The sequence below is a fragment of the Sphingomonas sp. genome (assembly GCF_035714405.1).
Classification (GTDB): Bacteria; Pseudomonadota; Alphaproteobacteria; order Sphingomonadales; family Sphingomonadaceae; genus Sphingomonas.
This window is the reverse complement of sequence record NZ_DASTMA010000019.1, coordinates 162763-188826: the sequence shown is the minus strand read 5'-3', so window position 1 is coordinate 188826 and position 26064 is coordinate 162763. Positions and strand designations below refer to the sequence as shown.

17 protein-coding genes are annotated in these 26064 nt (G+C 66.5%); 7 read left to right on the top strand and 10 right to left on the bottom strand.

Annotated elements, in window-relative coordinates; translation table 11 throughout:
• From VFQ64_RS12245 to VFQ64_RS12235, 3 genes are all read right to left on the bottom strand, one after another.
• Window positions 1–2539, bottom strand: a 2539-nt coding sequence (locus VFQ64_RS12245) for a type ISP restriction/modification enzyme (protein WP_325103605.1), incomplete at its 3' end; no start/stop codon positions are given.
• A gap of 50 nt (window positions 2540–2589) precedes the next feature.
• Window positions 2590–3528 (bottom strand): hypothetical protein, encoded by a 939-nt coding sequence (locus VFQ64_RS12240; protein ID WP_325103604.1) that lies wholly within the window; start codon window positions 3526–3528, stop codon window positions 2590–2592.
• A 130-nt stretch (window positions 3529–3658) separates the two neighbouring features.
• A complete protein-coding gene (locus VFQ64_RS12235) occupies window positions 3659–6358 on the bottom strand; it encodes a TonB-dependent receptor (RefSeq protein ID WP_325103603.1) in 2700 nt (899 codons plus the stop codon).
• Between the two features lie 223 nt (window positions 6359–6581).
• Between VFQ64_RS12235 and rplK the strand changes: the two genes are divergently transcribed.
• Window positions 6582–7010, top strand: a complete 429-nt coding sequence (gene rplK, locus VFQ64_RS12230) for a 50S ribosomal protein L11 (RefSeq protein ID WP_325103602.1) — start codon at window positions 6582–6584, stop codon at window positions 7008–7010.
• 4 nt (window positions 7011–7014) lie between these two features.
• Entirely contained in the window at window positions 7015–7707 is a 693-nt protein-coding gene (gene rplA, locus VFQ64_RS12225; RefSeq protein ID WP_325103601.1) for a 50S ribosomal protein L1, read from the top strand.
• Between the two features lie 158 nt (window positions 7708–7865).
• Here rplA and VFQ64_RS12220 read toward each other — a convergent pair whose 3' ends face one another.
• The 5 genes from VFQ64_RS12220 to VFQ64_RS12200 all read right to left on the bottom strand — a co-directional run bounded on the left by VFQ64_RS12220 (window position 7866) and on the right by VFQ64_RS12200 (window position 13522).
• On the bottom strand, window positions 7866–9053 hold the full coding sequence (locus tag VFQ64_RS12220; RefSeq protein WP_325103600.1) for a hypothetical protein: 1188 nt from the start codon (window positions 9051–9053) through the stop codon (window positions 7866–7868).
• A 150-nt stretch (window positions 9054–9203) separates the two neighbouring features.
• Window positions 9204–10121, bottom strand: a complete 918-nt coding sequence (locus tag VFQ64_RS12215) for a manganese catalase family protein (RefSeq protein WP_325103599.1) — start codon at window positions 10119–10121, stop codon at window positions 9204–9206.
• Window positions 10122–10245: 124 nt separating this feature from the next.
• A complete protein-coding gene (locus VFQ64_RS12210; RefSeq protein WP_325103598.1) occupies window positions 10246–10464 on the bottom strand; it encodes a hypothetical protein in 219 nt (72 codons plus the stop codon).
• A gap of 67 nt (window positions 10465–10531) precedes the next feature.
• Entirely contained in the window at window positions 10532–10738 is a 207-nt protein-coding gene (locus tag VFQ64_RS12205; RefSeq protein ID WP_325103597.1) for a cold-shock protein, read from the bottom strand.
• Window positions 10739–11047: 309 nt separating this feature from the next.
• Entirely contained in the window at window positions 11048–13522 is a 2475-nt protein-coding gene (locus VFQ64_RS12200) for a PhoX family protein (RefSeq protein ID WP_325103596.1), read from the bottom strand.
• Between the two features lie 422 nt (window positions 13523–13944).
• Between VFQ64_RS12200 and rplJ the strand changes: the two genes are divergently transcribed.
• Window positions 13945–14460 carry a 50S ribosomal protein L10 gene (gene rplJ / locus VFQ64_RS12195; RefSeq protein ID WP_325103615.1) on the top strand — a complete coding sequence of 172 codons (516 nt, stop codon included), beginning with the start codon at window positions 13945–13947 and terminating at the stop codon, window positions 14458–14460.
• Between the two features lie 57 nt (window positions 14461–14517).
• Window positions 14518–14898 (top strand): 50S ribosomal protein L7/L12, encoded by a 381-nt coding sequence (gene rplL / locus VFQ64_RS12190; protein ID WP_325103595.1) that lies wholly within the window; start codon window positions 14518–14520, stop codon window positions 14896–14898.
• Window positions 14899–15196: 298 nt separating this feature from the next.
• Here rplL and VFQ64_RS12185 read toward each other — a convergent pair whose 3' ends face one another.
• Window positions 15197–15946, bottom strand: a complete 750-nt coding sequence (locus VFQ64_RS12185) for a hypothetical protein (RefSeq protein WP_325103594.1) — start codon at window positions 15944–15946, stop codon at window positions 15197–15199.
• 10 nt (window positions 15947–15956) lie between these two features.
• Window positions 15957–16682: a hypothetical protein gene (locus tag VFQ64_RS12180; protein ID WP_325103593.1), complete on the bottom strand. Its 726-nt coding sequence runs from the start codon at window positions 16680–16682 to the stop codon at window positions 15957–15959.
• Window positions 16683–16725: 43 nt separating this feature from the next.
• Here VFQ64_RS12180 and VFQ64_RS12175 point away from each other — a divergent pair, with 43 nt between their 5' ends.
• The 3 genes from VFQ64_RS12175 to rpoC all read left to right on the top strand — a co-directional run bounded on the left by VFQ64_RS12175 (window position 16726) and on the right by rpoC (window position 25967).
• The gene (locus tag VFQ64_RS12175; protein WP_325103592.1) at window positions 16726–17022 is read left to right on the top strand and encodes a hypothetical protein; all 297 of its coding nucleotides are present in this window, start codon (window positions 16726–16728) and stop codon (window positions 17020–17022) included.
• A gap of 319 nt (window positions 17023–17341) precedes the next feature.
• Window positions 17342–21520, top strand: a complete 4179-nt coding sequence (gene rpoB, locus VFQ64_RS12170) for a DNA-directed RNA polymerase subunit beta (protein ID WP_325103591.1) — start codon at window positions 17342–17344, stop codon at window positions 21518–21520.
• 157 nt (window positions 21521–21677) lie between these two features.
• Window positions 21678–25967, top strand: a complete 4290-nt coding sequence (gene rpoC / locus VFQ64_RS12165) for a DNA-directed RNA polymerase subunit beta' (RefSeq protein ID WP_325103590.1) — start codon at window positions 21678–21680, stop codon at window positions 25965–25967.
• The last annotated feature ends 97 nt before the right edge of the window (window positions 25968–26064 follow it).

Sequence of the window (26064 nt, the reverse complement as noted above, 5' to 3'; positions counted from 1 at the left end):
CAGCGGCGGAAGGATGAGGGTGACCAGCGGCCGTCTCGCGCTCACCCTCACCCCGCGCCGCTGACGCGGCTTGCCCCTCTCCCGACGGGAGAGGGGTGCCGTATTGCGCCTGGAACTGCGCCAGCGCCCAATCGGTGATGTTGTCGACCCGCTCACCCGACTTGGTGTAGCGGTAGCGCGGGAGGCACTGGTTTGCGTCTAGCGACAGCACCGTGAGCGAGGGCAGTTCGGTGGACGGAAATACGGTAAAATCAACCCGGCCACCAACGGTGAAACAGATTAGCTGGTTTGGCTCACCAGCACGAGAGATGGTCTCGGCAGCGCCGGGCTCGTCTATGAAAAGAGACGAATTGTACAACCAGCGTTTAGCGAAGGGCCGATATAGTGCATGCCGTTCCCGTGTGGCATCGAACTTTTCGCGTCGGCCTTGCGCTAGGCGACGCTTGAGGTTCCTCGACCACTTGATCTCGGTATCGTATTCGTCTGTCTTCGAGGAAGTTTGATCGTAAACCGAGATAAACAAACACATCTTTGCTGACAACGTGGTGACGTCTCTGTCATAGACCCATTCGTCACGGTTCGTAGACGTGCCGAGTGAGTACAGCTTGAAGATCGATTTCTCTTGAGCTTTCGTGGTTGCCGCCTTCGTCTTCTTGTCGGCGACCGGGAGCATCTCCGACGTGCTCTCATGAGCCTGCTTCAGCCACGCGTGGGTCCCGTCGGGCCGAATAAGAGCCAACGCCCTGTCGTTCAACGGCTGGTGCATGAAACTGCATTTGTCATCGGCCCCAACATAGTCCGCGACCTCCTGATAGTGCACTTGGAAGCCTCTTGAACCTCGCCGTTTGACGAGAATGTAGACAGCCACGCCGACCTTAATCTGATCGCCAAAGATGTTGCCGCCCTGGCGACGGCGGGCTTCGCCGGATGACCGGGCATCGCCCTTTAGATCGATAGCCCAGAGTTCGTTGAACTCCCGTGCAAGTACCGCCCGTACCCCGTCGAAACTTGGCTTGTGCAGAAAGGAGGAATTGCTCACGAACGCGAGTATGCCGTCTTCACCCAGCCGGTCGCTCGCCCATCGCAAGAAGCGGACGTACATATCGTACAGCTTCGTCTTCTGCGCCGTACTCGCCTTGATATACGTGTCCTTGATGCGCTTATCTATGTGCGCGTACGCCCGGTTCTTGTTGTTGTCGTTCTCGTTCTGCTGATTGGCGTTGTACGGCGGATTGCCGATAATGACGCTGATCTTGCGCCGGTTCTGGCGCTTGATCCGCTCCATGTTCTCGTCGGCCAGGCTGCCGAGCAAATCGAATTGGTGCCCCGAGTGGATGCCCAGCGCCGCCACGTTGTCGAGCGTATCCACGAAGCACAAATTCTCGAACTCCGCGAACTGCCCGGTGATCGCCTGATAGGTCGCCTCGATGTTCAGGTTCGCGACGTAATAGGGCAGGATCGCCACCTCATTGGCGTGCAGCTCCTCCTTGTATTTGTGGCGCAGCTTGTCGTGGTTGCCGCGGAAATGCTCCAGCAGCTCGACGATGAAGGTGCCGGTGCCGGTCGCCGGATCGAGGATCTCGACGCCGCGGTCGATCAGGTTGCGGCCGAAATGCTTCTCGCACAGCCAGTCGGCCGATCGGATCATGAAGCGCACGATCTCGCCCGGCGTATAGACCACGCCCAGCCGGTCCGCCGCCTTGCGGTTGTACGCCTTGTAGAAGTCCTCGTAGAGCGCCTTGAGGAAGCCCTGTTTCTCCGAATGGGTGCCGATCAGCGCGGCTGTGGCGGCGATGCCGCTGTAATAGGGATCGAGCGCCTTCAGCAGCGTCTGCTTCTCGCCCCGCGCGAACAGGGTGGCCTCCAGCTTGTACAGCTCGGCGGCGACGTTGTTCTTCTGGTGGAACTCGGGGTCGTTGAACACTTTCGCAAAAATGTCCTCGGTCAGGATATGCTGGATCAGCATCTCCCGCACGTCGTCCTCGCCGACCGCCGGATTGATCGCGTCGCGCGCGTGGGCGAGAAAGGCGGCGAGCGCCGCCGCAAAGGCGGTGGACGCCGCCAGCTTCTCCGCGATCCGGTCGCGCAGCGCGTCGAGGATGCGCGGCAGGTCGGTGGCGAACTGCTTCACCGCCTTGTTGAAGTCCGCGATGTCCGCGCGTTCGTGCGCGAAGAAGCGGGTGAGGAGTTGCAGGAGGCTGTCGTTGTCCGCCTGCATGCCCGCGCGGGCGACCTCGTGACCGTCCTGGTACAGCACCGCGGTCACATCGTCGGTGAAGACGATGTTGTCGCGGGGATAGCCCTTGCGGAACTTCGCCTCGATCTCGGCGAGGAGGTCGTCGGCCTCGTCCTTCGCCTCCCAATAGCCGAACGGCACGCGCAGGCCGTGGAGCAGCGCGCCGTCGACGTAGATCCGGTTGGCCTGCCTCGTCACGATGTCGTGCTCGGCGACGAACTGGAGGTCGCGGGCGCGGCCCCAGCGTTTCAGCAGATCCTTGAACGCCTCGCGCAGCACGCTCTCGCGCCGGCTGCCGGACACGGCGCGCAGCCGGTCGAGCTCCGCGCGGTATTCGTTGATGAGCTGATTGCTTATGGGTCGGATCCCGTGTCGCGAATACGTGGGCCGTTCAGCCTATCGGCCCCCTCCCCGATCCGCCAGCCCCCGAACAGCGCGCGCGCGTCGTCGTGCGGCGTCTTGGTCGCGTCCGCTTTCGACCAGCCGGTCACCTGCGCCAGGTCGGGGAGCTGCGGTGCGTCGCCCTGCTCGCCGTCGCTCCAATACGGACCTTCGCCCCGTGCCAGGCGCGCCGCTTCGGCGACGCGGAACGCCTCGCGGTCGCGCTCCTGCCGGGCTCTGTGCATCGCGCCCAGGCGATAGCTGTACGCCTCCGAAGACTCCCCGCGACGGCGCTTGCTGTGGGGCGGCTCATCGAGGTTGAGCACCTTTTTCTGGTGCAGGTACAGCAGCTGCAGCGCCTGGTTCACGGTCATCGGCGGCACCGGCGGCGGCGCGTTGTGGCGCCAGGCGTCGTGCTGGTGCGAATCCTCGCTCCAGCCGGCGACCAGCGCCATCTCCAGCGCCTCATATCCCTGCTGCAGCGCCATGCGCCACTCGCGGGCGAAGGCGGGACTCGCCTTGGCGCGCAGGTAGAAGGCGGAATGCGAGAACCCGGCCGCAGCGGCCGACAGCCGGACGTTGGCGCTGGCGGAGAGCGCCGCCAGGAAACGCTGTTCGTGCTCGCAGGTCAGGCTGCTGGGAAGCGTGCGGCGGAGCTGCAGGCGACCGTTCGCGGTGCGGATGACGCGTCCGGGCGCACCCTCCCCACCCCGGTTGAGCGCAGCCTGGGCGAGCGCGAGCGCGGCGTCCCATTCGGCGGCGAAGGCGGGGTGCTTGGCGCGGCGTTTGGTAAAGGTCGCGCGGTGCGCGCCGATCGCGCGCGCGGCCTCGCGAGCGTTGCCGGTGCGGGCCAGGGCGCGGAGGAAGGCGGCGTTCTGGAGCGCCTGGCAACGGGTAAAGGCGCGCGGCATGGGGCGGGGGTCGGGCAGCTTTTCCAACAATGCAAGGCGCAGCCCGCACGCGAGCAGCAAAGCTGCGCGCGAAACGGGCCAGCCGGGCCGGCTCGCAGACAGCTGATGCTATCTGCGTGCGGCGTGCAAACTAGAATTCTGCACTGACCCGGCCGTACAGGAACCGCCCGTTGAACCCGAACGGCGAGAATCCGCTGTACGGGATGTAGATCTGGTTCGGCGGATACACACCTCCCACCGACGCCGGACGCGGGCCGAACGGCAACCGGTTCGGATACACGTCGAACAGGTTGTTGGCGCCGAACGCAAAGGTCATCCGCTCGTCCAGCGTCACCCGCACCTCCAGGTCTGTGATCCAGCGCGGGTCGAGGCGGACGTCGTCGGCGCCGATCGTCTCCAGCCCGACGACCCCCGCCAGCGCGGTCGGCGCCAGCACCCGGCCGTAGCGCGTGCTGCGCGCGGTGATGCCGAACATGCCGAGCGTGCCTTCGCCCGACAGCACCACCTTGTCGCGCGGCTGGCCGTCCGTGAAGCGCAGGCCTTCGACCCGGCCGAACAGAATGATGTTGGGGTTGGACGCGAACGGCCCCAGGTTGTTCAACCGCTCGTCGATCCGGTTGTCCGTATAGTTATACGCCGCCGACAGCGACCAATTGCCCAGGCCGCCCAGGCCGAAGCGAAAGGTGCCGACGACGTCGACGCCCTCCGTCGTCGTGTCGAGCCCGTTGATGAAGAACCGCGCCGCTCCGACCGAGCTGAACCCGTTGGCGTTGAGGGCCGCGCGCGCCGCCGCATCGGTTGTCGCATCGCCCGACGAGCCGAGGTTCTCGGTCAGGACGATACGGTCGGTGATCTTGATGCGGAAGTAATCGGCGGTGATGTTGAACCCGCGGAACGGGTTGAGCGTGACGCCGCCCGAGAAGTTGACCGACTTTTCCGGATCGAGCGGCTGCGCGCCCAGCGCCTGCGCGACCGGACTGCCGACCTGCGCGGTCACGATGTCGACGGGCACGCCCGACACGAAATTGGTCGAGGTCGTGGTGAAGAACTGCTGGTGCAGCGAGGGTGCGCGGAAGCCGTTGGACACCGACCCGCGCACCGCAAACCCGGGCGCGAACTCGTAGCGGAGCGCGAGCTTGCCGTTCACCGTGTCGCCGAAGTCGGAGAAATGCTCGTACCGGCCCGCCGCGGTGACGGTGAACCCGTCGAACACGTCGGTGTCGAGCTCGATGTAGCCGGCATAGCTGTTGCGGCTGTTGTCGGTGGCGGCCGACGCGGGGATGCCGGGAAAACCCTGCTGCCCCACCGCGGCGCCGCGGCCGGTGAACGGACCGGCGGCGTAGGATTCGAGCTGGCCGGGGCGCAGCTTGAAGTTCTCGTTGCGGTATTCCGCGCCGAACGCCAGCGTCAGCGGCTTGGCGAACCCGGCGTCGAACTCGCGCCGGATGTCGAGGTTGGCGGTGAACTGGCCGAAGCGGATGCCGCCCGAATCGACGTTGCGCGGCCCCGCCCCGCCGAACGACGTGTTGATGCTGTTGAGCGTGCGATAGTCGATCTCATTGTGGCCGTAGACGCCCGAGAGGTCGACGCCCCAGGGCCCGACCTCCCCCTTCACGCCACCTGCTATAGCGTAGTCGTCGTAGTTCGATTCGATGAACGGCAGGAAGCCGTCGGGAAAGACCGCGACGAAATTGGCGTTGGTGGGCGCGACGCCCGCGGGCAGCGCGGCGAAATCGCGGTTGGCGGCGTTGGACGCTTGCCGGTAGTTCGCCGCGGACAGGCCGTCGCGGTGCGCGTAGCTGCCGAACGAATAGAGCTCGAACCCGCTCTCGCCCAGCGGCATGCCCGCGTTGACGAAGACGTTGTAATCCTCGGTCTTGGGGTCGCCGAGCTGGAAGTTGAGCCGGTTGAAGCTCACCTCGCGCGGGTCGAACGTCGTGGAGCTGGGCCGGATGTAATTGGGGCGCAGATCGTATCCGGCGCGATTAACCGTATCGCGGTCGCGATATTCGCCGGTGACGTTCAGATAGCCCGGACCGATCGGGATACCGACATTGGCGCCGATCACCCAGGTGTCGCCGTCGCGGCGCTTCGCCTCGCCGCCGAAATTGCCCGCCAGATATCGGGGGTCGGTGGGGTCGAGGAACGGCTGCCCGCCGCTGGTCTGCAGCCCGGCGAACTCGGGCACGCCCTCCATTTGCGTGATGTACTTGCCATAGCTGAACTGGACGCGGCCGGTATTCACCGCACGCTTCAGCTGGACGTTGATCACGCCCGCGATCGCGTCCGACCCGTATTGCGACGACGCGCCGTCGCGCAGCACCTCGATCCGCTCGATCGCGAGCGCGGGGATGGTGTTGAGGTCGACCGCGGCCGATCCGCGGCCCACCGTGCCGTTGATGTTGAGCAGCGACGACACGTGCCTTCGCTTGCCGTTGATCAGCACCAGCGTCTGATCGGGCGACAGCCCGCGCAGCGTCGCCGGGCGGATCACGTCCGATCCGTCGGCGATGGACGGCTGCGGGAAGTTGAACGAGGGGACGAGCTGGTTGAGAATCTTGTTGGTATCGCCCGTGCCCGTCCCCGTGGTGAGCGACTCCGACGAGATCACGTCGATCGGCACCGGCGAATCGGACACGGTGCGGTTGGCGGCGCGGGTGCCGGTGACGATGATCGTCTCGCCGATGTCCTCGGTCGGCACGCCCTCGCTGACCGCCGGGTCGCCGACCTGCGTCGCCGGCGGCGTGGCGCTCGACTGCGCCGCCGCAGACGCCGCGAGCACGAAGGGCGACGCCGAGAGCGCCAGGCTGGTCAGGATCGTCTTGGTCACCGCATGTCCCCGCTTTGACTTGATCTGGACGGAGCGTACCCGCGATGCGTCAGGCCGCAAGATGGTGTGACATTTCGCCGAGCCAGTGTTGCACTGCGGTGACACAGGTGCGGGCGTTGCAACGGACGCCCGCTTCGGCTATGCGCCCGCGTTCCAACGCACATCGCTGTGGAACTTGACCGTGGGAGGGCTCGCGCCCGTTCGCACCACTCAGAGGACGACAATGGCAAAGAAGATCACCGGCTATATCAACCTGCAGGTCCCTGCAGGCGAGGCGAAGCCCGCGCCGCCGATCGGGCCTGCGCTGGGTCAGCGCGGCGTCAACATCATGGAATTCTGCAAGGCGTTCAACGCGCAGACCGGCGATCAGGAAAAGGGCACGCCGCTGCCCACCAGGATCACGGTCTATGCCGACCGCTCGTTTTCGTTCGAGACCAAGTCGCCGCCCGCGACCTTTCTGCTGAAAAAGGCGCTCGGGCTCAAGTCGGGTTCCAAGGAGCCGGGCAAGGCGTCCGCGGGCACGGTCACCCGCGCACAGCTGCAGGGCGTGGCGGAGGCCAAGATGAAGGACCTGAACGCCAACGACATCGACGCCGCGATCAAGATCATCGAGGGCAGCGCACGGGCCATGGGCCTCCAGGTGAAGGGCTAAGATCATGGCAAAGCTCAGCAAGAAGCAGAAGGCGACGACGATCAACCCCGAGCAGCTGCACGGGATCGACGAGGCGATCGCCCTCGCCCGCGCCGGCGCGACGTCGAAGTTCGACGAGACCATCGAGGTCGCGCTCAACTTGGGCGTAGACCCCCGCCACGCCGACCAGATGGTCCGCGGCGTCGTCAATCTCCCGAAAGGCACCGGCAAAACCGTCCGCGTCGGCGTGTTCGCGCGCGGCCCCAAGGCGGACGAGGCGCGTGAGGCCGGAGCGGACGTCGTCGGCGCGGAGGACCTGATGGAGTCCATTCAGGGCGGCACCATCGACTTCGACCGCTGCATCGCGACGCCCGACATGATGGGCATCGTCGGCCGCTTGGGCAAGGTGCTGGGCCCCAAGGGCCTGATGCCGAACCCCAAGCTCGGCACCGTGACGATGAACGTCGCTCAGGCGGTCAAGGACGCCAAGAGCGGTCAGGTCGAGTACCGTGTCGAGAAGGCGGGCATCATCCACTCGGGCATCGGCAAGGCGTCGTTCCCGGCGGAAGACCTGCGCGCCAACTTCGATGCGCTGGTCGACGCGGTGGTCAAAGCCAAGCCGTCGGGCGCGAAGGGCAAGTACGTGAAGAAGGTCGCGATCTCGAGCACGATGGGTGCGGGGATCAAGGTGGATACCGCGGAAGTAGCGGGCGCGTAAGCCAGCCGCAGGTGCGTCCTGTTCCCCGCGACGGTAGGGCAGGACGCACACTTCCGACCGGCGTTGCTGCAGCATCGACCGACATCAAGGCGCGCGATTGACTCGCGTGCCTTGCCGGAACCAGAAGGGCCGGGGGTCGCTCCCCGGCCCTTTCCGTATCAGCTGGCCGCAGCCGTCTGCGCGGGCGCAGGCGCGGCCTCGGGCAGTTCGTCCACCCCAGGCAGGTCCCACCGGTCCATCGCGATCGCCGAGCAGGCGTAGGTCGCCTTGTTGCGATATGCCGCAGGCTTCATCGCCGCGGCCATTCCGGGCTGCTTCGCGCCGAGCGCCGCGCGCGTCTCCTCCAGCCGCGAGGTCCAGGCGAGCGTCGACACCTTGCTCCCGTCGGCCCGCTCCACGTTCCAGAACGGAATGAAATCGCCCAGATACGCGACCTCGCCCGGCTCGATGTGGAAGGTGGGGGCGCCGAAGCAGTAGCTCGTCGTCGACAGCGTCATGCCCGACACGGTGCTCGACACGACATAGTCGCCCGGCGTCACGCGGATCACCTGCACCTCATAGGGGACCTTGCGGTCCTGCGAGCGCGCGTCGACGCCGTAGACGGTCTTGTCGCCCAGCTTCTTCCAGTCCTTGGGCCGGTACACCAGGTCGCGGCCGCCGACGTCGTAGCGCGACAGCTGGACCAGGCCGTGCCTGCCCTCCGCGGCCTTCACCGGCCGCCGGTACGCGACGACCACCGCGGCCTCGCCGGGCGCGAGGACGAACGGAGCGGCGGGATCGACCTTCTTGCCGACCCACACGCTAGCCGGGCCCGCGACAGGGGCGTCGAGCGGCAACGCCGGGTCGGGCGCAAGCGCGAAGCTGGTGCGCTCGGTGACGATCCCATCGACGCTCGCCGCGCCCACGATCCGGTCGAAATAGGCCGAGCGATCGGCGTCGTTCAGCGCCGCCACCTTGACCTGCTCGTCCTTGGGCACCTCGACCAGCCGCCAGCCCTTGATCAGCAGGCACTGACGGCGATTGTCGCGGCGCTGCTGCCCCTGCGCGATCGCGCCTGCGATCAGCCCGCCGATGCCGCCGCCGATCCCCGCGGCGAGCGGCGAGATCACTGCGGGGTTGTAGAAGAACGGCACCGTTCCCGACGGCGTGCGCGATCCGCGCGCAATCAGGCGGCAGGTCTGCCAGTCGGCGTCATATTGCGCGCGCGTCGCACCCGGCTTGTTGTAGAAGCGGCTGTCCTTCAGGTCGCGCTGCGCGTCCTTGGCGATCTCCTCGGGCGTGTCGCCCGGATCGGCCGGTGCCTGTGGCACCGGCGCCGTCTTATCCCCGCCAACGGGCACCGGCATGTACGCCTGCGTCTGCGCCCCCGCTCCGCTTACCGGCATTGCCAGAACTGCGGCGCACGCGAGCAACCCACTGTAACGCATGTATTCCCCTCCCCTGTTGCGCCGCCGTTGTGGCGCAGCGAGGAGGGGATTGGCAAGACCGGCGCGAGTCTACAGCTTCTTGGTCAGCTTCGCCGCGATCTCGTACATCTCTTCGGGCGCGTAGTTGGGCGTGAACACGTTGGGCACGCCCGCCAGCTCGGCGATCTTGCCGCCGTCGGGCATGCCGTGGACGACCTCCAGATTGCCCTTGGGATCGCCCGGCAACGCGACCTCGTCGTTGCTCCAGATGCCCGCCATCTCCTGATAATCGTCGGGGCTGAAGGTGTAGAGACGCCGGTGAGAGCCCTCGTCCAGATACTTCTGTGATTCCGGGATCTTCGACAGGTCGATGTTGGGCGTCGGCAGCATGTCCTTCAGCTTGACGCCGGTCAGCTTCTCGATCGCGAGCGCGTAGGAATGCGCGTGCACCGATCCGCGGACCAGCAGATAGCCGCAGACCTCGCGGCCCGTAGGATCGCTCAGCGTCTCATAGACCCTGAGCTTGTGCAGCCGCGCGCCGCATTCCAGGTGGAAGTTGTGCAGCAGGTCCATGATGACGTTGCCGGTCGTGGTGATGAAATCGTTGTTCCACGAATGGCCGTTGCTGTTGACCGGCATCGCCCCGCCCGCGCCCGACAGGAAGGAGGCGGCAAGGCGGATGTCCTTCATCCCCTCCCACTCGGCGCCGGAGACATCGCCGCCGTCCCCGGTGTCGTCGCCGTCCGGCCCGTTGTTGAGCATCGCGACGCCCGCGGAGACGAGCTCGACGTGCCCCAGTTCCTCCGCGGTGATCGCCGCGACCAGGCTGTAGAAGGGGCGCAGCTTGCTCTTGGAGCGGAAGTTGAAGCTCTGGAACATGTAATTGCCCAGGGTCGACATCTCCCCGTACTTGCCGCCGAGCAGCTCCTGGAGCGCGGCGGCGGCATTGGGATCAGCCTTCTTGGGCTGGGGGAGATCGGCTTGGAGCTTGTCGACGCGCATGAACATGGGCGGGACCTTTCCTTGGAGGAGATCCTCCAACAGGCCCCGCGTGCCGATGGTTGCCGGGAAACCGCCGCAGATGACTCAGGTTACGACGATTGCGGCAGCCCCCGGCAAAACGGGCGCGTGCCTATCCGCGCATCAGCCGCGTCGGCGTCCGCGTCACCGCGCCGGAAATCACCTTGGACCCATAGACCCGGGCGACCGCAGCGGTATCGTCGGTGTTGTTCATCACCACCCGGGTGCCGCCGGATGCGAGACCCTCGATCGCGCTGATCGGCAGCTTGCGCTTGGCGCAGGCGGCGATGACGTGCTCGGGTGTGGCGTTGACGTTGATCGCGCGGGACATGGGCGATGCTCCTTCAGGGGACAAAAAAAAGGGCGCCGCGGATAACCCGCGGCGCCCTTCAGGCAGATCAGGCGGCCTGGAGGTTGACGGCCGAGGTCTTGCCGCGGCGATCGGTCTCCAGCTCGTAGGACACGCGCTGGTCCTTATCGAGCGTCCGCATGCCTGCGCGCTCCACCGCCGAGATGTGCACAAAAGCGTCGCCGCCCCCGCTCTCGGGTGCGATGAAGCCGAAGCCCTTGTCGGCGTTGAAGAATTTCACGGTTCCGGTGATCATAGGATTGGTCCTTGTCCCATGGGTGACGAGCATGCGCCGACGTGGCGCATCCCGGCTTCGCTGAGGCTAGAAAGGGACAAGAGGGCACAAAGGCCTTCGTATATCCGTCGCATGCGACGTTAAGCAGATGGGATATGGGGTGCGCGGCGCGGAATGTAAGGGGTGATCTGTCCCGCCCCGGCGCGGACGGGACCATGCCGCAGGCATGGTGGAGGGGCAGCCCCAGGCCGTGCCGCCTGCAACTGCCCACCACCCCCGGGCCCGAGAGGGCGGCGGTCCCCTCCCGGTTCCGCGGAGGCATGGGCGCTCCTACAACCCGACGATGCCGCCATCGGTCCGCGTGATCACCACCGTCGACGAGCGCGGGCGCGAGGGGGCGGCCACCGGCCCTCCCTGGTTCGCGGGCCAGCTGCTGGTGATGTTCGCCGGTCCTCCGTTCTCGCCGGGATGCTGGATGTTGACGAACACCGAACGGCCGTCCGGAGTCGAGTGGATGCCGGTGATCTCGCACTCCTTGGGCCCCACCATGAAGCGGCGCAGGGTGCCGCCGGGGGTCTTGCCGACCCGCGTGGTGACGGTGGAGGTCACCCCGCCCAGCGTGCTGGTGACGCTGCGCCCCGCGCCGTCGCCGACCGTGCCCGGGATGCACGCCAGCATCATGCAATTGGTGACGTCGGTATAGGCACCGTCGTCCGTCTGGAGCCACATGACCGGGGTCGCCTGCCCGGTGACGTTGCTCGGCAGCCCGAACCACAGGCCGTCGGGCGAAGAGAAGTCGTTGGTCGCGTCCAACCCCGACAGGTTGATGCTCGCCGGATCCAGGTCACTCCCCGCGCCGAACGCATAGACGTCCCAGGTGAACGCCGTCGCCTCCGACGTGTCGCCCGCTTCGCGCAGCCGGATCACGTGGCCGTTGGGGTTGCCCGTGCCCGGCCCGCGCCCGTCGACCTTGGGGTCGGTGTAGGCGCGCGGATTGGCCGGATCGACGTTGCCGGCGCTTCGCGAGCTGTTGTTGGTAAGGGTGCAGTACATCTCGCCGGTTGCAGGATTGACGGCGGTCCACTCCGGTCGGTCCATCCGCGTCGCGCCGAGCACGTCGCCCGCGATCCGGGCGTTGATCAGCACGTCGGCCTGCGAAGTGAAGCCGTTGGCGGCGTTCACCGCTCCCTGCCCCAGCACCAGCGGCAGCCATTGACCGGAACCGTCCGCGTTGAACCGGGCGACGTACAGCGTGCCCGCATCCAGATACTTGTCGCCTACCGCCAGCCGGTCTGCGCGGCCCGCGTCCGCCGCGGACCAGGGGGTCGCCGACACGAACTTGTAGATGTATTCGTTCTGCGCATCGTCGCCCATGTAGAAGGCGGGGCGGACGCCTGCGATCGTGCGCCCGATTTCGCAGCCTTCGTGATTCATCCGGCCCAGCGCGGTGCGCTTGCGCGGTGTGGAGGCGGGGTCGAACGGATCGATCTCGACGATCCAGCCGAACTGGAACGGCTCGTTGCGGAAGTCCGCGCTGCCGTCCGCCGCCACGCCTGCGCTTGCCGTCGCGTTCCACCGGCGGAACGTCGTGTCGCTCGCGTTGGCGGGCGTGACGGTCGCCCAGTTGTAATTGCCCCCGCGGCCCTCCGCGATGCCGTAGCGGGTAAGCGAGGCGTTCTGCCGCGCCTGACCCGTCGCCGTACGGACCGCCGCGTCGCCGGCGGTGCGGCGGAAGTATCCCGCCCAATTCTCCTCTGCGGTCAGATAGGTGTTCCACGGCATCGTGCCGTTCGCGCAATTGTTGATCGTGCCCCGCCCTGCCGTGCCGTCGGGCGAGTACGCGGTGCGCAGATTGGCGTCGCCGCGCACCGGGCCCGAGAAGCTCATCGGCGTGTTGGGCGTGATCCGCCGGTTTAACCCCGACGCCTGCACATAGGACCAGGCCGCTCCCGAACGCACCACCTCGACTACCGACACGCCGTGCGCCTCGATTTCCTTCAGCGCCTCCGCCTCCGGCCGCGGTCCGGTCGCGAGCGCGGTCGGGCCGTTCGGGTGGAGATAGGCGATCGTGATGTTCTCGTGGTTGAGCGCGAGCAGCCCGCGCGAGCTGCTCGTCCGGTCGGGGGCCGATCCGGTTGCCGCCAACCCGAAATAGCTCATGCCGTCGTGATGGTCGCCCGCCCGGCGCGAGAACTCGCCGTCGCCGCCTGTATTGCTGTATGCCGACACGCCCGATGCGATCGGGTCGCCCAGCCGGTACAGCACCGTCACCTGATAGCCCGCGGGCACCGAGACGACGTCCGCCAGGCTCTTGGGCACGGCGGTGAAGCCGAGCTGCGCGGGACCGATGGTGACGCTGGTGTCGGTGTTGGTCGTCACTCCGCCCTGGCTGGTCACCTCCAGCCGGAAGCCGAGCGTGGTGGCCGCCGCGACCGCGGGCGCGACAAAGGTCGTCACCAGGCTGTTGGCGTTGGCCATCGTCACCGCAGGCCCGCTCAGCTGCTGCCAATTGGTGCTGGCGGCAGTCCCGCCGGTCACCGCGCCGGTCAGCGTCACCGTCTGCCCGGACGTCGCATTCGCGGTCGCGCTCGCGGTGGCGGTCGTTCCCTCGGGCGTCTCGTCGTCGCAGCCGGCGAGTAGCATGCCCCCGAACACCGCTGCGGTCATCGCGGACAGCCCGCCGGACAGTGCCTGCCGCCGCGAGTAGCGCGCCGTGACCAGATCGTTCAGGTGCGGATTGCTCGTGCGATTGGTGTCGATGTCGCCGTCGTCATATGCGGCGATTGCGTTGTCGAAGCTGTGCATGATGTTCCCCCCGGTCGTGTGCCGTTCGCCCAAGCCTGTGGGGGAGATTCGTGGCGCGGGCGTTGCGATCGCGCGACGGTTCGGTGTCGGACGCGCGACGGTTTGGTGACACTCGGCTCCAGACCTTTGCGCACAAGCGCGTTGACTTGCGCGCACGGTCCGCTATGGCCCGCCGCAACCGCGCACAGGCTCCGGCTCGTGCGGGTCCGTCCGAGACAGCAGGTGCTTACCGGTTCGCCGGCAAGCTTAATGTCCTGCCGAGATGGGGAATTGGTTTTCCGATCGGCCGCGCCCCGCGCCGCCGGTCCGCCGTGGTCACGGCATCCATGCCCTTGTCGCTGGACACCCCGGGGGGTGTTCCCACTCTCCGGTGTAAGGAACCGGACCGGTCGCTCGCGGCCGTTCCACAAGTGGAGATAGGCATGGATCGTGCTCAAAAGGCCGCGGCCGTCGCCGAACTGAACCGCACCTTTTCCGAGGTCGGCGTGGTGGTCGTCACCCGCAACCTCGGCATGACCGTCGCGCAATCGACGGTCCTGCGCAATCGGATGCGCGAAGCCGGCGCGACCTACAAGGTCTCGAAGAACAAGCTCGCGGCCATCGCGCTGGAGGGCACCGACTACGGATCGCTCAGCACCCTGCTGACCGGCCCCGTTGGGCTCGCCACCTCGACCGACCCGGTCGCCGCCGCCAAGGTGGCGGTCGACTTCGCGAAGACGAACGACAAGTTCGAGATCGTCGGCGGCGCGATGGGCGCAACCGCGCTCGACGTGGAGGGCGTGAAGGCGCTCGCCACCCTTCCTTCGCTGGACGAGCTCCGGGCGAAGATCGTCGGCCTGATCGTCGCGCCCGCCACCAAGCTGGCCACGATCACCCAGGCACCCGCGGCGCAGATCGCCCGCGTCCTCTCGGCCTACGCCGAAAAAGAAGCAGCGTAAAACCAACCCCATCGCCCCAGCGCAGGCTGGGGTCTTCTGTAGATTAGGGAAACACACATGGCAGACCTGAACACGCTGGTTGACCAGCTCTCGGCGCTCACCGTCCTCGAAGCGGCCGAGCTTTCCAAGCTCCTCGAAGAGAAGTGGGGCGTCTCCGCCGCCGCTGCGGTCGCGGCCGCGCCGGCAGCCGGCGGCGGCGGCGCCGCTGCTCCCGTCGCGGAGGAGCAGACCGAGTTCGACGTGATCCTGACCGGCGACGGCGGCAAGAAGATCAACGTCATCAAGGAAGTCCGCGCGATCACCGCGCTCGGCCTGACCGAGGCGAAGGCGCTGGTCGAGGGTGCGCCCAAGGCCGTCAAGGAGGGCATCTCCAAGGACGAGGCCGCCAAGATCAAGGCGCAGCTCGAGGCCGCCGGCGCGACCGTCGAGGTCAAGTGAGCCGCAACGGGAGAGACGGAGTAGCGTAAGCTAGTCCGCACTCCCGCAAGGCCGGCCGGGCTCGGCTCAGCCGAGCTTCGACGTTATGGGATTTACTCCCGTGACGGCTACGCCAGAAGAAGGGGCGGCTCCGTTGCGACGGGGCCGCCCTTTTCCTTGTCGGTTGCCCGCAACGCAGCTGGACTCAAGGTCAAGGTGACGGTGGCGTCCGGCCGCGGCAAAGCCGCGTCGTCGGATCGGCTTTGCCGCCCCGCCGGCCGGGCCGGCGCGAGTCAGCCGGGCGTGGCCGGCCGCGGCGCTACGCCCACCCCCGCCAGCTTGCCCCGCTCCCATACCCCACCCACAACGCCGACCCGGTGAGCGATGCGAGCAGTCCCACCACCAGCGAGTCCCAGACCATCAGCGTCCACACCAGCCAGCCCGGCTGGCCCAAAGCCCAGCGGTGGTTCAGCCCGTGGAGCATCTGTGCGGGCGCGAAGGCGGCGGCGAGCAGCAGGAGCAGGAGCGCCGCGGTCGGCAGGCGGCTGGTGAAGGCGGTACGAATCGTGGTCGCCCGATCCTCCACCAGCGTGGCGACGAGCCAGACCGTCAGGCCCATCTGCAGGGTCCATGACAGCAGATTGATCATCGCCCACAAGGCGGTGGAAGTGGTCAGCGCGGCGATCCGTTCGAACAGGAAGCCGGTGCCCAACACAACGGCAAGGGCGAGCAGCAGGCGGCCGATGGCGAGCGGCGGCATCAGCACGGCACGGCGGACCGAGCCGAGTGCCCAGAAGCGGGCGACGAGCAGGATGGCAAGGCCGAATCCGGCAAGCTTGACATAGCCGAAGCCCCAGCGGGTCGGATCGCTGGCAAGCGCGCGGGCATCGGCAAGGCTGTCGAACATGCCCAGCCGGATCTCGACAACGTGCTGGACGAATTCGGGCGCGATGGCGATCACCACCAGCGCAGGAGCGGCGACGAACGCGCGACCGCCCAACCGATAGGTGTCGAGCAACGCCCTGCCCGTTCCCCGGAATGCGCTCGACAGGTTTGCCAAGGCGGTCATACGACGTCGATCAGCTCTCTTGCAGCGGCGCCTGGGCACGGGCGCCGACCGCGTCGTAATTGCGCGGTGGGACGTCCAGCCAAATGGGCGCGAGCTTGGCGGAATCGACGCGCTCGACACCGACCGCGAAGGCTTGGGTCGCGGCGCGCTTGCCGCCGCCGTCGGTCCAGCGCAGGCTCACCGCGACCAGCGGCACGAACATCGGGCGACCGGCGACCGTCAGTGAGCGGATATGCTCGTGGGGGAGCGCGACAACGGTCCGGAAGCGGCGCTCTTCACCCGGCTGGAGGGTGAAGGCGGGCGTCACCGGGCGGGTGATCGGCGCGTCGTTGAAAGCGACCAGGCTTTCGTCCTGCTCGGCGCCGGCGCTGAGCAGGGCGACGGCAGCGCGGATGCCCTCCGCCGCGACGTCGCCGGCGTTGACGACGGTGACCTCACCCGAGACGGTCGCGGTGAGGAGGTTGAGACCGGCGCGGGTCGGGCGCAGGTCGAGCGTCAGGCGCGCCCGCCGCGCCGCGGGCGGTGGCGGCGCGGTACGGCTGAAGAAGGTCGGCGCCTCCGGCTCTGGCAGCGGCGCGGCGACGGGCTCCGGTTCGACGATCGATTCGACATAGTCGTCCTCGATCGGCTCGGCACGGCGCCGACGGAGCACCCAGGCGAGCAGCGCCAGGAGGCCCGCGCCGGCGAGCAGCCACGGCCACACCGGTGCCGCGCGGCGCTCCGGCGGCAGGACCACCGTTTCGATGGGAGTGGGTGTCGCGTTGGGGGTCGGAACGGGCGTGGCGCTGGGGACCGGCTCCGGCGTCGCGGCGACGAAGGGGGTGGCGGGCGGGACGGCCTGGATGACCGGTGGGGCGATCGGCCGCGATCGCCTGGGCGTGGAACTGGCGCGGGGTGTCGGGCTTGCGGCCGGCGTGGGTGTCGGCGTCGGCTCGGCCGTTGGCGACGGGCTCGGCGCCGGAGCGGGCGTCGGGGCAGGCTCCGGCGCGATGCTGGTGTTGCCGAGCGGAACCGGGATGACCTGCGCGGAGGCGGAATGGGCGAGGAGCGCGAGGGCCGACGCGCCCAGAAGATGATGACGGGCCATGATGCGCGGCTCTAGGGGCTTGCGGGAGGGGCGTCCACCGCCCGGCGACAGCTTCGTCAGCCAGGCCTGGGCTGGGTTCACGAGAAGAAGCCGGCGTTGACACCGCCCCACCGTCTCCCTATCTCCCGGTTTCACCGAGGCTTTCGGGACATGGGGCGCCGTCGCGCAGCGCCCCGTACGCATAGGGAGCCATGGTCATCAGGACGCCGAAAGCCGACGCAGTTTTGCGCTCGGCTTTTTTGCGTACTGTGCTCCCTGCGCTCGTATATTTCGGCTGATCCCCCTCTTCTTCTCAGGGCAAATTTTCCATGGCGACCAAGGCGATCGACGGCGGCAGCGCCCGTTCGGAACGGACCACCACGGCCAAGCGGCGCATCCGCAAGGTGTTCGGCAACATCCACGAAGTGGTGCAGATGCCGAACCTGATCGAGGTGCAGCGCGAGAGCTATGAGCAGTTCCTCCGCTCCGACAAGTCGATCGGCCACATCTCCGGGCTGGAGAAGACGCTGCGCAGCGTATTCCCGATCCAGGATTTCGCAGGCACCGCCTATCTCGACTTCGACGACTATGTCCTCGAGGATCCGAAGTTCGACGTCGAGGAATGCCGCCAGCGCGGCATCACCTATGCAGCACCCATGCGCGTGACGCTGCGCCTGACCGCGTTCGAGGTCGATCCCGATACCGAGGCCAAGTCGGTCATCGATATCAAGGAGCAGGACGTGTACATGGGCGACATGCCGCTCATGACGGGCAACGGCACCTTCTTCATCAACGGCACCGAGCGCGTCATCGTCAGCCAGATGCATCGCTCGCCGGGCGTGCTGTTCGATCATGATCGCGGCAAGACTCACGCGTCCGGCAAGTACCTCTTTGCCGCCCGCGTGATCCCGTATCGCGGCTCGTGGCTGGATTTCGAGTTCGACGCCAAGGACATCGTCAACGTCCGCATCGATCGCAAGCGCAAGCTGCCGGTCACCGCGCTGCTCTATGCGCTGGGGATGACGGGCGAGCAGATCCTGAACTATTTCTACAACCGCGTGACCTATGTCCGTGGCCAGGGCGGCTGGATCGTGCCGTTCGCCGCCGAGAACTGGCGTGGCGTGAAGCCGCAGTTCGACATCGTCGACGCCAAGTCGGGCGAGATCGTGTTCGGGCTGGGCCAGAAGATTTCCCCGCGCGCCGCCAACAAGTCGGCCAAGGACGGTCTGTCCGAGCTGCTGATCCCGACCGAAGAGATCTATGGCAAGTATTCTGCCTATGACCTGATCAACGAGACGACGGGCGAGATCTATGTCGAGGCCGGCGATGAGATCGGGCCGGAGAACCTCGAGAAGCTGGACAAGGCGGGGATCGAGCGCATCGAGCTGCTCGACATCGACCATGTCTCGACCGGTCCCTGGATCCGCAACACGCTGAAGGCCGACAAGGCCGAGGAGCGCGAGCAGGCGCTGAGCGACATCTATCGCGTCATGCGTCCCGGCGAGCCGCCGACGCTGGAGACGGCGGAGTCGCTGTTCGCTGGCCTGTTCTTCGATCCGGATCGCTACGATCTGTCGGCGGTCGGTCGCGTCAAGCTCAACATGCGCCTGGGCCTCGATGTCGAGGACACCGTGACGACGCTGCGCACGGAGGACATTCTGGAGGTCGTCAAGACGCTGGTCGGCCTGAAGGACGGCAAGGGCGAGATCGACGACATCGACAATCTCGGCAACCGCCGTGTGCGTTCGGTGGGCGAGCTGCTGGAGAACCAGTATCGCGTCGGGCTGCTGCGCATGGAGCGCGCGGTCAAGGAGCGCATGTCGAGCGTCGACGTGTCGACGGTGATGCCGAACGACCTGATCAACGCCAAGCCCGCGGTCGCCGCGGTGCGCGAATTCTTCGGCTCGTCGCAGCTGTCGCAGTTCATGGATCAGACCAATCCGCTCTCCGAAGTCACGCACAAGCGTCGCGTCTCGGCGCTCGGGCCGGGTGGTCTGACGCGTGAGCGCGCGGGCTTCGAGGTCCGCGACGTTCATCCGACGCATTACGGCCGTATCTGCCCGATCGAGACGCCGGAAGGCCCGAACATCGGCCTGATCAACTCGCTAGCGAGCTTCAGCCGCGTCAACAAGTACGGCTTCATCGAGACGCCGTACCGCAAGATCGTCGATCACAAGGTGACGCAGGACGTCGTCTATCTGTCGGCAATGGAGGAGGCCAAGCACACGATCGCGCAGGCGTCCGCCGAGCTCGACGGCGAGGGTCGTTTCACCGAGGAGCTGGTGTCCTCGCGTCAGGCGGGCGAGTTCCTGAACGCGCTGCCCGACACGGTGACGCTGATGGACGTCAGCCCCAAGCAGCTGGTCTCGGTCGCGGCCTCGCTCATCCCCTTCCTGGAGAATGACGACGCCAACCGCGCGCTGATGGGCTCGAACATGCAGCGCCAAGCGGTGCCGCTGGTCAAGGCCGAGGCGCCGTTCGTCGGCACCGGCATGGAAGAGACCGTGGCGCGCGACTCGGGCGCCGCTATCGCCGCCAAGCGCGCCGGCATCGTCGATCAGGTCGATGCCAGCCGCATCGTGGTGCGCGCAACCGGCGAGGTCGATGCCGGCCGCTCGGGCGTCGACATCTATACGCTGATGAAGTTCCAGCGCTCGAACCAGTCGACCTGCATCAACCAGCGCCCGCTGGTGAAGGTGGGTGACGTGGTGCAGGCCGGCGACGTCATCGCCGATGGTCCGTCGACCGAGTTCGGCGAGCTGGCGCTGGGCCGGAACGCGCTCGTCGCGTTCATGCCGTGGAACGGGTACAATTATGAGGACTCGATCCTCATCTCCGAGCGGATCGTGAAGGATGACGTGTTCACGTCGATCCACATCGACGAGTTCGAGGTCATGGCCCGCGACACCAAGCTGGGGCCGGAGGACATCACCCGCGACATCCCGAATGTCGGCGAGGAGGCGCTGCGCAACCTGGACGAGGCGGGCATCGTCTATATCGGCGCGGAGGTGGAGCCGGGCGATATCCTGGTCGGCAAGATCACGCCCAAGGGCGAGAGCCCGATGACGCCGGAGGAGAAGCTGCTCCGCGCCATTTTCGGCGAGAAGGCGTCGGACGTGCGCGACACGTCGCTGAAGCTGCCGCCAGGTGTGTCGGGGACGATCGTCGACGTGCGCGTCTTCAATCGCCACGGCATCGACAAGGACGAGCGCGCGATGGCGATCGAGCGCGAGGAGATCGAGCGCCTGAAGAAGGATTCGGACGACGAGCGCACGATCCTCAACCGCGCCACCTGGAGCCGCTTGCGCGAGATGCTGCTCGACCAGACCGCGACGGCGGTGCCTAAGGGGCTGAAGAAGGGCAGCAAGATCGATCAGGACCTGCTCGACAGCGTCGATCGCCACGAGTGGTGGAAGTTCGCCGTTGCCGACGACGCCGTCCAGGCGAACCTGGAAGCGGTCAAGGTCCAGTATGACGATGCCGCCAAGCTGATCACCGACAAGTTCCACGACCGTCGCGAGAAGCTGGAGCGGGGCGACGAGCTGCCGCCGGGCGTGCTCAAGATGGTCAAGGTCTTCGTCGCGGTGAAGCGCAAGCTGCAGCCGGGCGACAAGATGGCCGGCCGTCACGGCAACAAGGGCGTGATCAGCCGCATCCTGCCGCAGGAGGACATGCCCTTCCTCGCGGACGGGACGCCGGTCGATCTGGTCTTGAACCCGCTGGGCGTGCCGAGCCGCATGAACGTCGGGCAGATCTTCGAGACGCATCTGGGCTGGGCCGCGCGCGGCCTGGGCCAGCAGATCGCGGCGCAGCTCGACGAGTGGCGTGAAGCGAACCCAGACGCCAAGGCGGGGGCGATGCCCGATGCGGTCAAGACGCGGCTGCAAGAGGTCTATGGCGGCCATTATCTCGAGGACATCAACACTCGCTCCGCGGACGAGATCATCGAGCTGGCCGAAAACCTGCGCGGCGGCGTACCGATGGGCACCCCGGTGTTCGACGGCGCGGTCGAGAAGGACGTGACCGACATGCTGGCGCTGGCGGGGCTCGACTCCTCGGGTCAGTCGGACCTGTTCGACGGTCGCACCGGCGAGATGTTCGACCGCAAGGTAACGGTGGGCATCATCTACATGCTCAAGCTTCACCATCTGGTCGACGACAAGATCCACGCGCGTTCGATCGGGCCGTACTCGCTCGTCACCCAGCAGCCGCTCGGCGGCAAGGCGCAGTTTGGCGGCCAGCGCTTCGGCGAGATGGAGGTGTGGGCGCTGCAGGCGTACGGCGCCGCCTATACGCTGCAGGAGATGCTGACGGTGAAGTCCGACGACGTGGTCGGGCGCACCAAGGTCTATGAGGCGATCGTCAAGGGCGACGACACGTTCGAGGCCGGCATCCCCGAAAGCTTCAACGTGCTGGTCAAGGAGATGCGGTCGCTGGGCCTCAACGTCGACCTCAAGTCGATCGAGGACGCCAAGGACGACGACGGTCTCGCGATCGCGGCAGAGTAGCAGCGCCGCCTTGAATACTCCGTCACCCTGAACTTGTTTCAGGGTCCATGCGAGACAGCTGACGTCGGGTGTGACGCTGATGGTTCGCATGGATGCTGAAACAAGTTCAGCATGACGGAAGTGAAATTTACCTAAGCCCCAGGCTTCGGAGCAAAACATGAACGACATGACCCCCTTCGCCAATCCGGTCGCCAAGGCCGAGACGTTCGACCAGATCCAGATCGGCATCGCGTCGCCCGACAAGATTCGCTCGTGGTCGTTCGGCGAGATCAAGAAGCCCGAGACCATCAACTATCGCACGTTCAAGCCCGAGCGTGACGGCCTGTTCTGCGCGCGCATCTTCGGTCCGATTAAAGACTACGAGTGCCTGTGCGGCAAGTACAAGCGCATGAAGTACAAGGGCATCGTCTGCGAGAAGTGCGGCGTCGAGGTCACGGTGTCGAAGGTCCGCCGCGAGCGGATGGGCCATATCGAGCTCGCTGCCCCGGTGGCGCATATCTGGTTCCTGAAGTCGCTGCCGTCGCGCATCGGCCTGCTGCTCGACATGCAGCTCAAGCAGCTCGAGCGGGTGCTGTACTTTGAAGCGTATATCGTCATCGAGCCGGGGCTGACGCCGCTGGAGAAGTATTCGCTCCTCACCGAGGACGAGCTGCTCGAGGCGCAGGACGAATATGGCGAGGACGCGTTCTCGGCCGGCATCGGCGCCGAGGCGGTGCGGATCATGCTCGAGAACCTCGATCTCGAGGGCGAACGCAAGGAGCTGCTGGAAGAGCTGGCGGTCACCAAGTCCGAGCTCAAGCCCAAGAAGATCATCAAGCGGCTGAAGGTCGTCGAGAGCTTCATCGATTCGGGCAACCGGCCCGAGTGGATGATCCTGGAGGTGGTGCCGGTCATCCCGCCCGAGCTGCGCCCGCTGGTGCCGCTGGACGGCGGCCGTTTCGCGACGTCCGACCTCAACGACCTGTATCGCCGCGTCATCAACCGCAACAACCGCCTGAAGCGGCTGATGGAGCTGCGCGCGCCGGACATCATCGTCCGTAACGAGAAGCGCATGCTGCAGGAGGCGGTGGACGCGCTGTTCGACAATGGTCGCCGCGGGCGCACGATCACGGGTGCCAACAAGCGTCCGCTGAAGTCGCTGTCCGACATGCTCAAGGGCAAGCAGGGCCGCTTCCGCCAGAATCTGCTCGGCAAGCGCGTCGACTATTCGGGTCGTTCGGTCATCGTCACCGGCCCCGAGCTGAAGCTGCACCAGTGCGGCCTGCCCAAGAAGATGGCGCTCGAGCTGTTCAAGCCGTTCATCTACGCGCGCCTCGACGCCAAGGGTCTGTCCATGACCCTCAAGCAGGCGAAGAAGTGGGTCGAGAAGGAGCGCAAGGAGGTCTGGGACATCCTGGACGAGGTGATCCGCGAGCATCCGGTGATGCTGAACCGCGCGCCGACGCTCCACCGTCTTGGCATCCAGGCGTTCGAGCCGGTGCTGATCGAGGGCAAGGCGATCCAGCTCCATCCGCTGGTCTGCTCCGCGTTCAATGCGGATTTCGACGGCGACCAGATGGCCGTCCACGTCCCGCTGAGCCTCGAGGCGCAGCTGGAAGCTCGCGTGCTGATGATGTCGACCAACAACATCCTCTCGCCCGCCAACGGCAAGCCGATCATCGTGCCGTCGCAGGACATGGTGCTGGGCCTCTATTATCTGTCGATGATGAAGGAGGGTGAGCCCGGCGAGGGCATGCTGCTCGGCGACATGGCGGAGGTGCACCAGGCACTCGAGATGGGCGCGGTGACGCTGCACACCAAGATCACCAGTCGCGTTCCGCAGACGGACGAGGCCGGCAAACAGTACCTCAAGCGTTTTGAGACGACGCCGGGCCGCATGCTGCTGGGCGAGACGCTGCCGAAGTCGTCCAAGGTGCCGTTCGAGACCGTCAACCGCCTCCTCACCAAGAAGGACGTCGGCGACGTGATCGACGAGGTCTATCGTCACACCGGCCAGAAGGAGACGGTGCTGTTCGCCGACGCGATTATGGCACTGGGTTTCCGTCACGCCTTCAAGGCAGGCATCTCGTTCGGCATGGACGACATGATCATCGCGCCGGACAAGGACAAGCTGGTCGACGAGACCCGCGACTTCGTGAAGGACTTCGAGCAGCAGTATCAGGACGGCCTGATCACGCAGCAGGAGAAGTACAACAAGGTGATCGACGCTTGGAGCCGCTGCGGCGACCAGGTGGCGAACTCGATGATGAACGAGATCAAGGCTGTCCGCCGCTATGAAGATGGTCCCAACAAGGGCCGCGAGAAGGACATCAACTCGATCTACATGATGGCGCACTCGGGTGCCCGTGGCTCGCAGGCGCAGATCAAGCAGCTCGCCGGCATGCGCGGGCTGATGGCCAAGCCGTCGGGCGAGATCATCGAGACGCCGATCATCTCGAACTTCAAGGAAGGTCTGACCGTTCTGGAGTACTTCAACTCCACCCACGGCGCCCGCAAGGGTCTCGCGGACACGGCGTTGAAGACCGCCAACTCGGGCTACCTCACCCGCCGCCTCGTCGACGTGTCGCAGGATTGCGTCATCATCGAGGAGGATTGCGGCACCGAGCGAATGCTCGAGATGAAGGCGATCGTGCAGGGCGGCTCGGTCATCGCGTCGCTCGGCGAGCGCATCCTGGGTCGCACTACGGCCGAGGACGTGGTCGACGCCAAGACGAGCAAGGTCATCATCCCGTCGGGCACGCTGCTCGACGAGGCGATGGTCGCGCGGATCGAGGCGACCGGGCTGCAGGGCATGAAGATCCGCTCGCCGCTGGTCTGCGAGAGCAAGATCGGCGTCTGCGGCAAGTGCTATGGCCGCGACCTTGCGCGCGGCACGCCGGTCAACATCGGCGAGGCGGTGGGTGTCATCGCCGCGCAGTCGATCGGTGAGCCGGGCACGCAGCTGACGATGCGGACCTTCCACATCGGTGGTGCAGCACAGCTCAACGAGACGTCCAACCTGGAGGCGCCGGTCGACGGTACGGCGACGTACCGTGACCTGCGCACCATCACCGACCAGCGCGGCCGCAAGGTCGTGCTGAGCCGGTCGGGCGAGATCGTCATCTCCGACATGGACGGTCGCGAGCTGTCGACGCACCGCATCCCCTATGGCGCCTATATCCTGTTCGACGACGGCCACGTCGTCGAGCGTGGCGACCGGATGGCGGAGTGGGATCCCTTCACCATGCCGGTGATCACCGAGACCGCCGGTATCGTGAAGTACCAGGATCTGATCGAGAACAAGACGCTGACCGAGCAGACCGACGAAGCGACGGGCATCGCCCAGCGCGTCGTCATCGAGTATCGTCCGACGACCAAGTCGAAGGAGGATCTGCGTCCCCGCCTGACCCTGATGGGCCAGGAGGAGAGCGAGGCGGCGCGCTATATGCTCGCTTCGGGCGCGACGCTGTCGGTCGAGGACAATGCGCAGGTGCAGGCCGGCGACGTGCTCGCCCGCGTCTCCCGCGAGTCCGCCAAGACGCGTGACATCACCGGCGGTCTGCCGCGCGTGGCGGAGCTGTTCGAGGCGCGCGTGCCCAAGGATTCGGCGGTCATCGCCAAGGTCTCGGGCCGCGTCGTGTTCGGCAAGGACTACAAGGCCAAGCGCAAGATCGGCATCCAGCCGGACGAGGGCGAGGTCGTGGAGTATCTGATCCCGAAGTCGAAGGTGATCGACGTTCAGGAAGGCGACTATGTCAAGCGTGGCGACAACCTGATCGGCGGCAGCCCCGATCCGCACGACATCCTGGAGACGATGGGCATCGAGCCGCTGGCCGAATACCTCGTTAGCGAGATCCAGGAGGTCTATCGTCTGCAGGGCGTGAAGATCAACGACAAGCACATCGAGGTGATCGTTCGCCAAATGCTGCAGAAGGTGGAGATCACCGATGGCGGCGACACCACGCTTCTGAAGGGCGAGCAGCTCGACCGTGACGAGATGGATGCGGTCAATGCCAAGCTCGTGTCCGGCCAGGCGCCGGCGCAAGGCAAGCCGATCCTGCTCGGCATCACCAAGGCGTCGCTGCAGACCCGGTCGTTCATCTCGGCCGCGTCGTTCCAGGAGACCACCCGCGTCCTCACGGAAGCGGCGGTCCAGGGCAAGCAGGACACGCTGATGGGCCTGAAGGAGAATGTCATCGTCGGCCGCCTGATCCCGGCGGGCACCGGCGCGGGCATGAACCGGCTGCGCGTGGCGGCGACCAGCCGCGACGCGGCGCTGCGCGCGCAGCAGCGGGCGATGGCGGCGGTGCTGGTTGCGCCGGACTCGGCCGAGGAACTGCGGGCGGCGGAGAAGGCGCGGACTCCGCGGGAGGATGTCGGCACGGGCGACGATGCCCTGGCCGAGGTCGTCACCAGCGGCACCGGGACCGACGAGGATGCGGGCGAGTATCTGAACACCCCCGAATAAGTGGGGTTCTTACCCGAATTAGGCGAAGCCGCCGTCCGGGGAGACCCGGGCGGCGGTTTTGCGTCGGGCGCTTGCAACAACTCTGCAACGCCCAAGT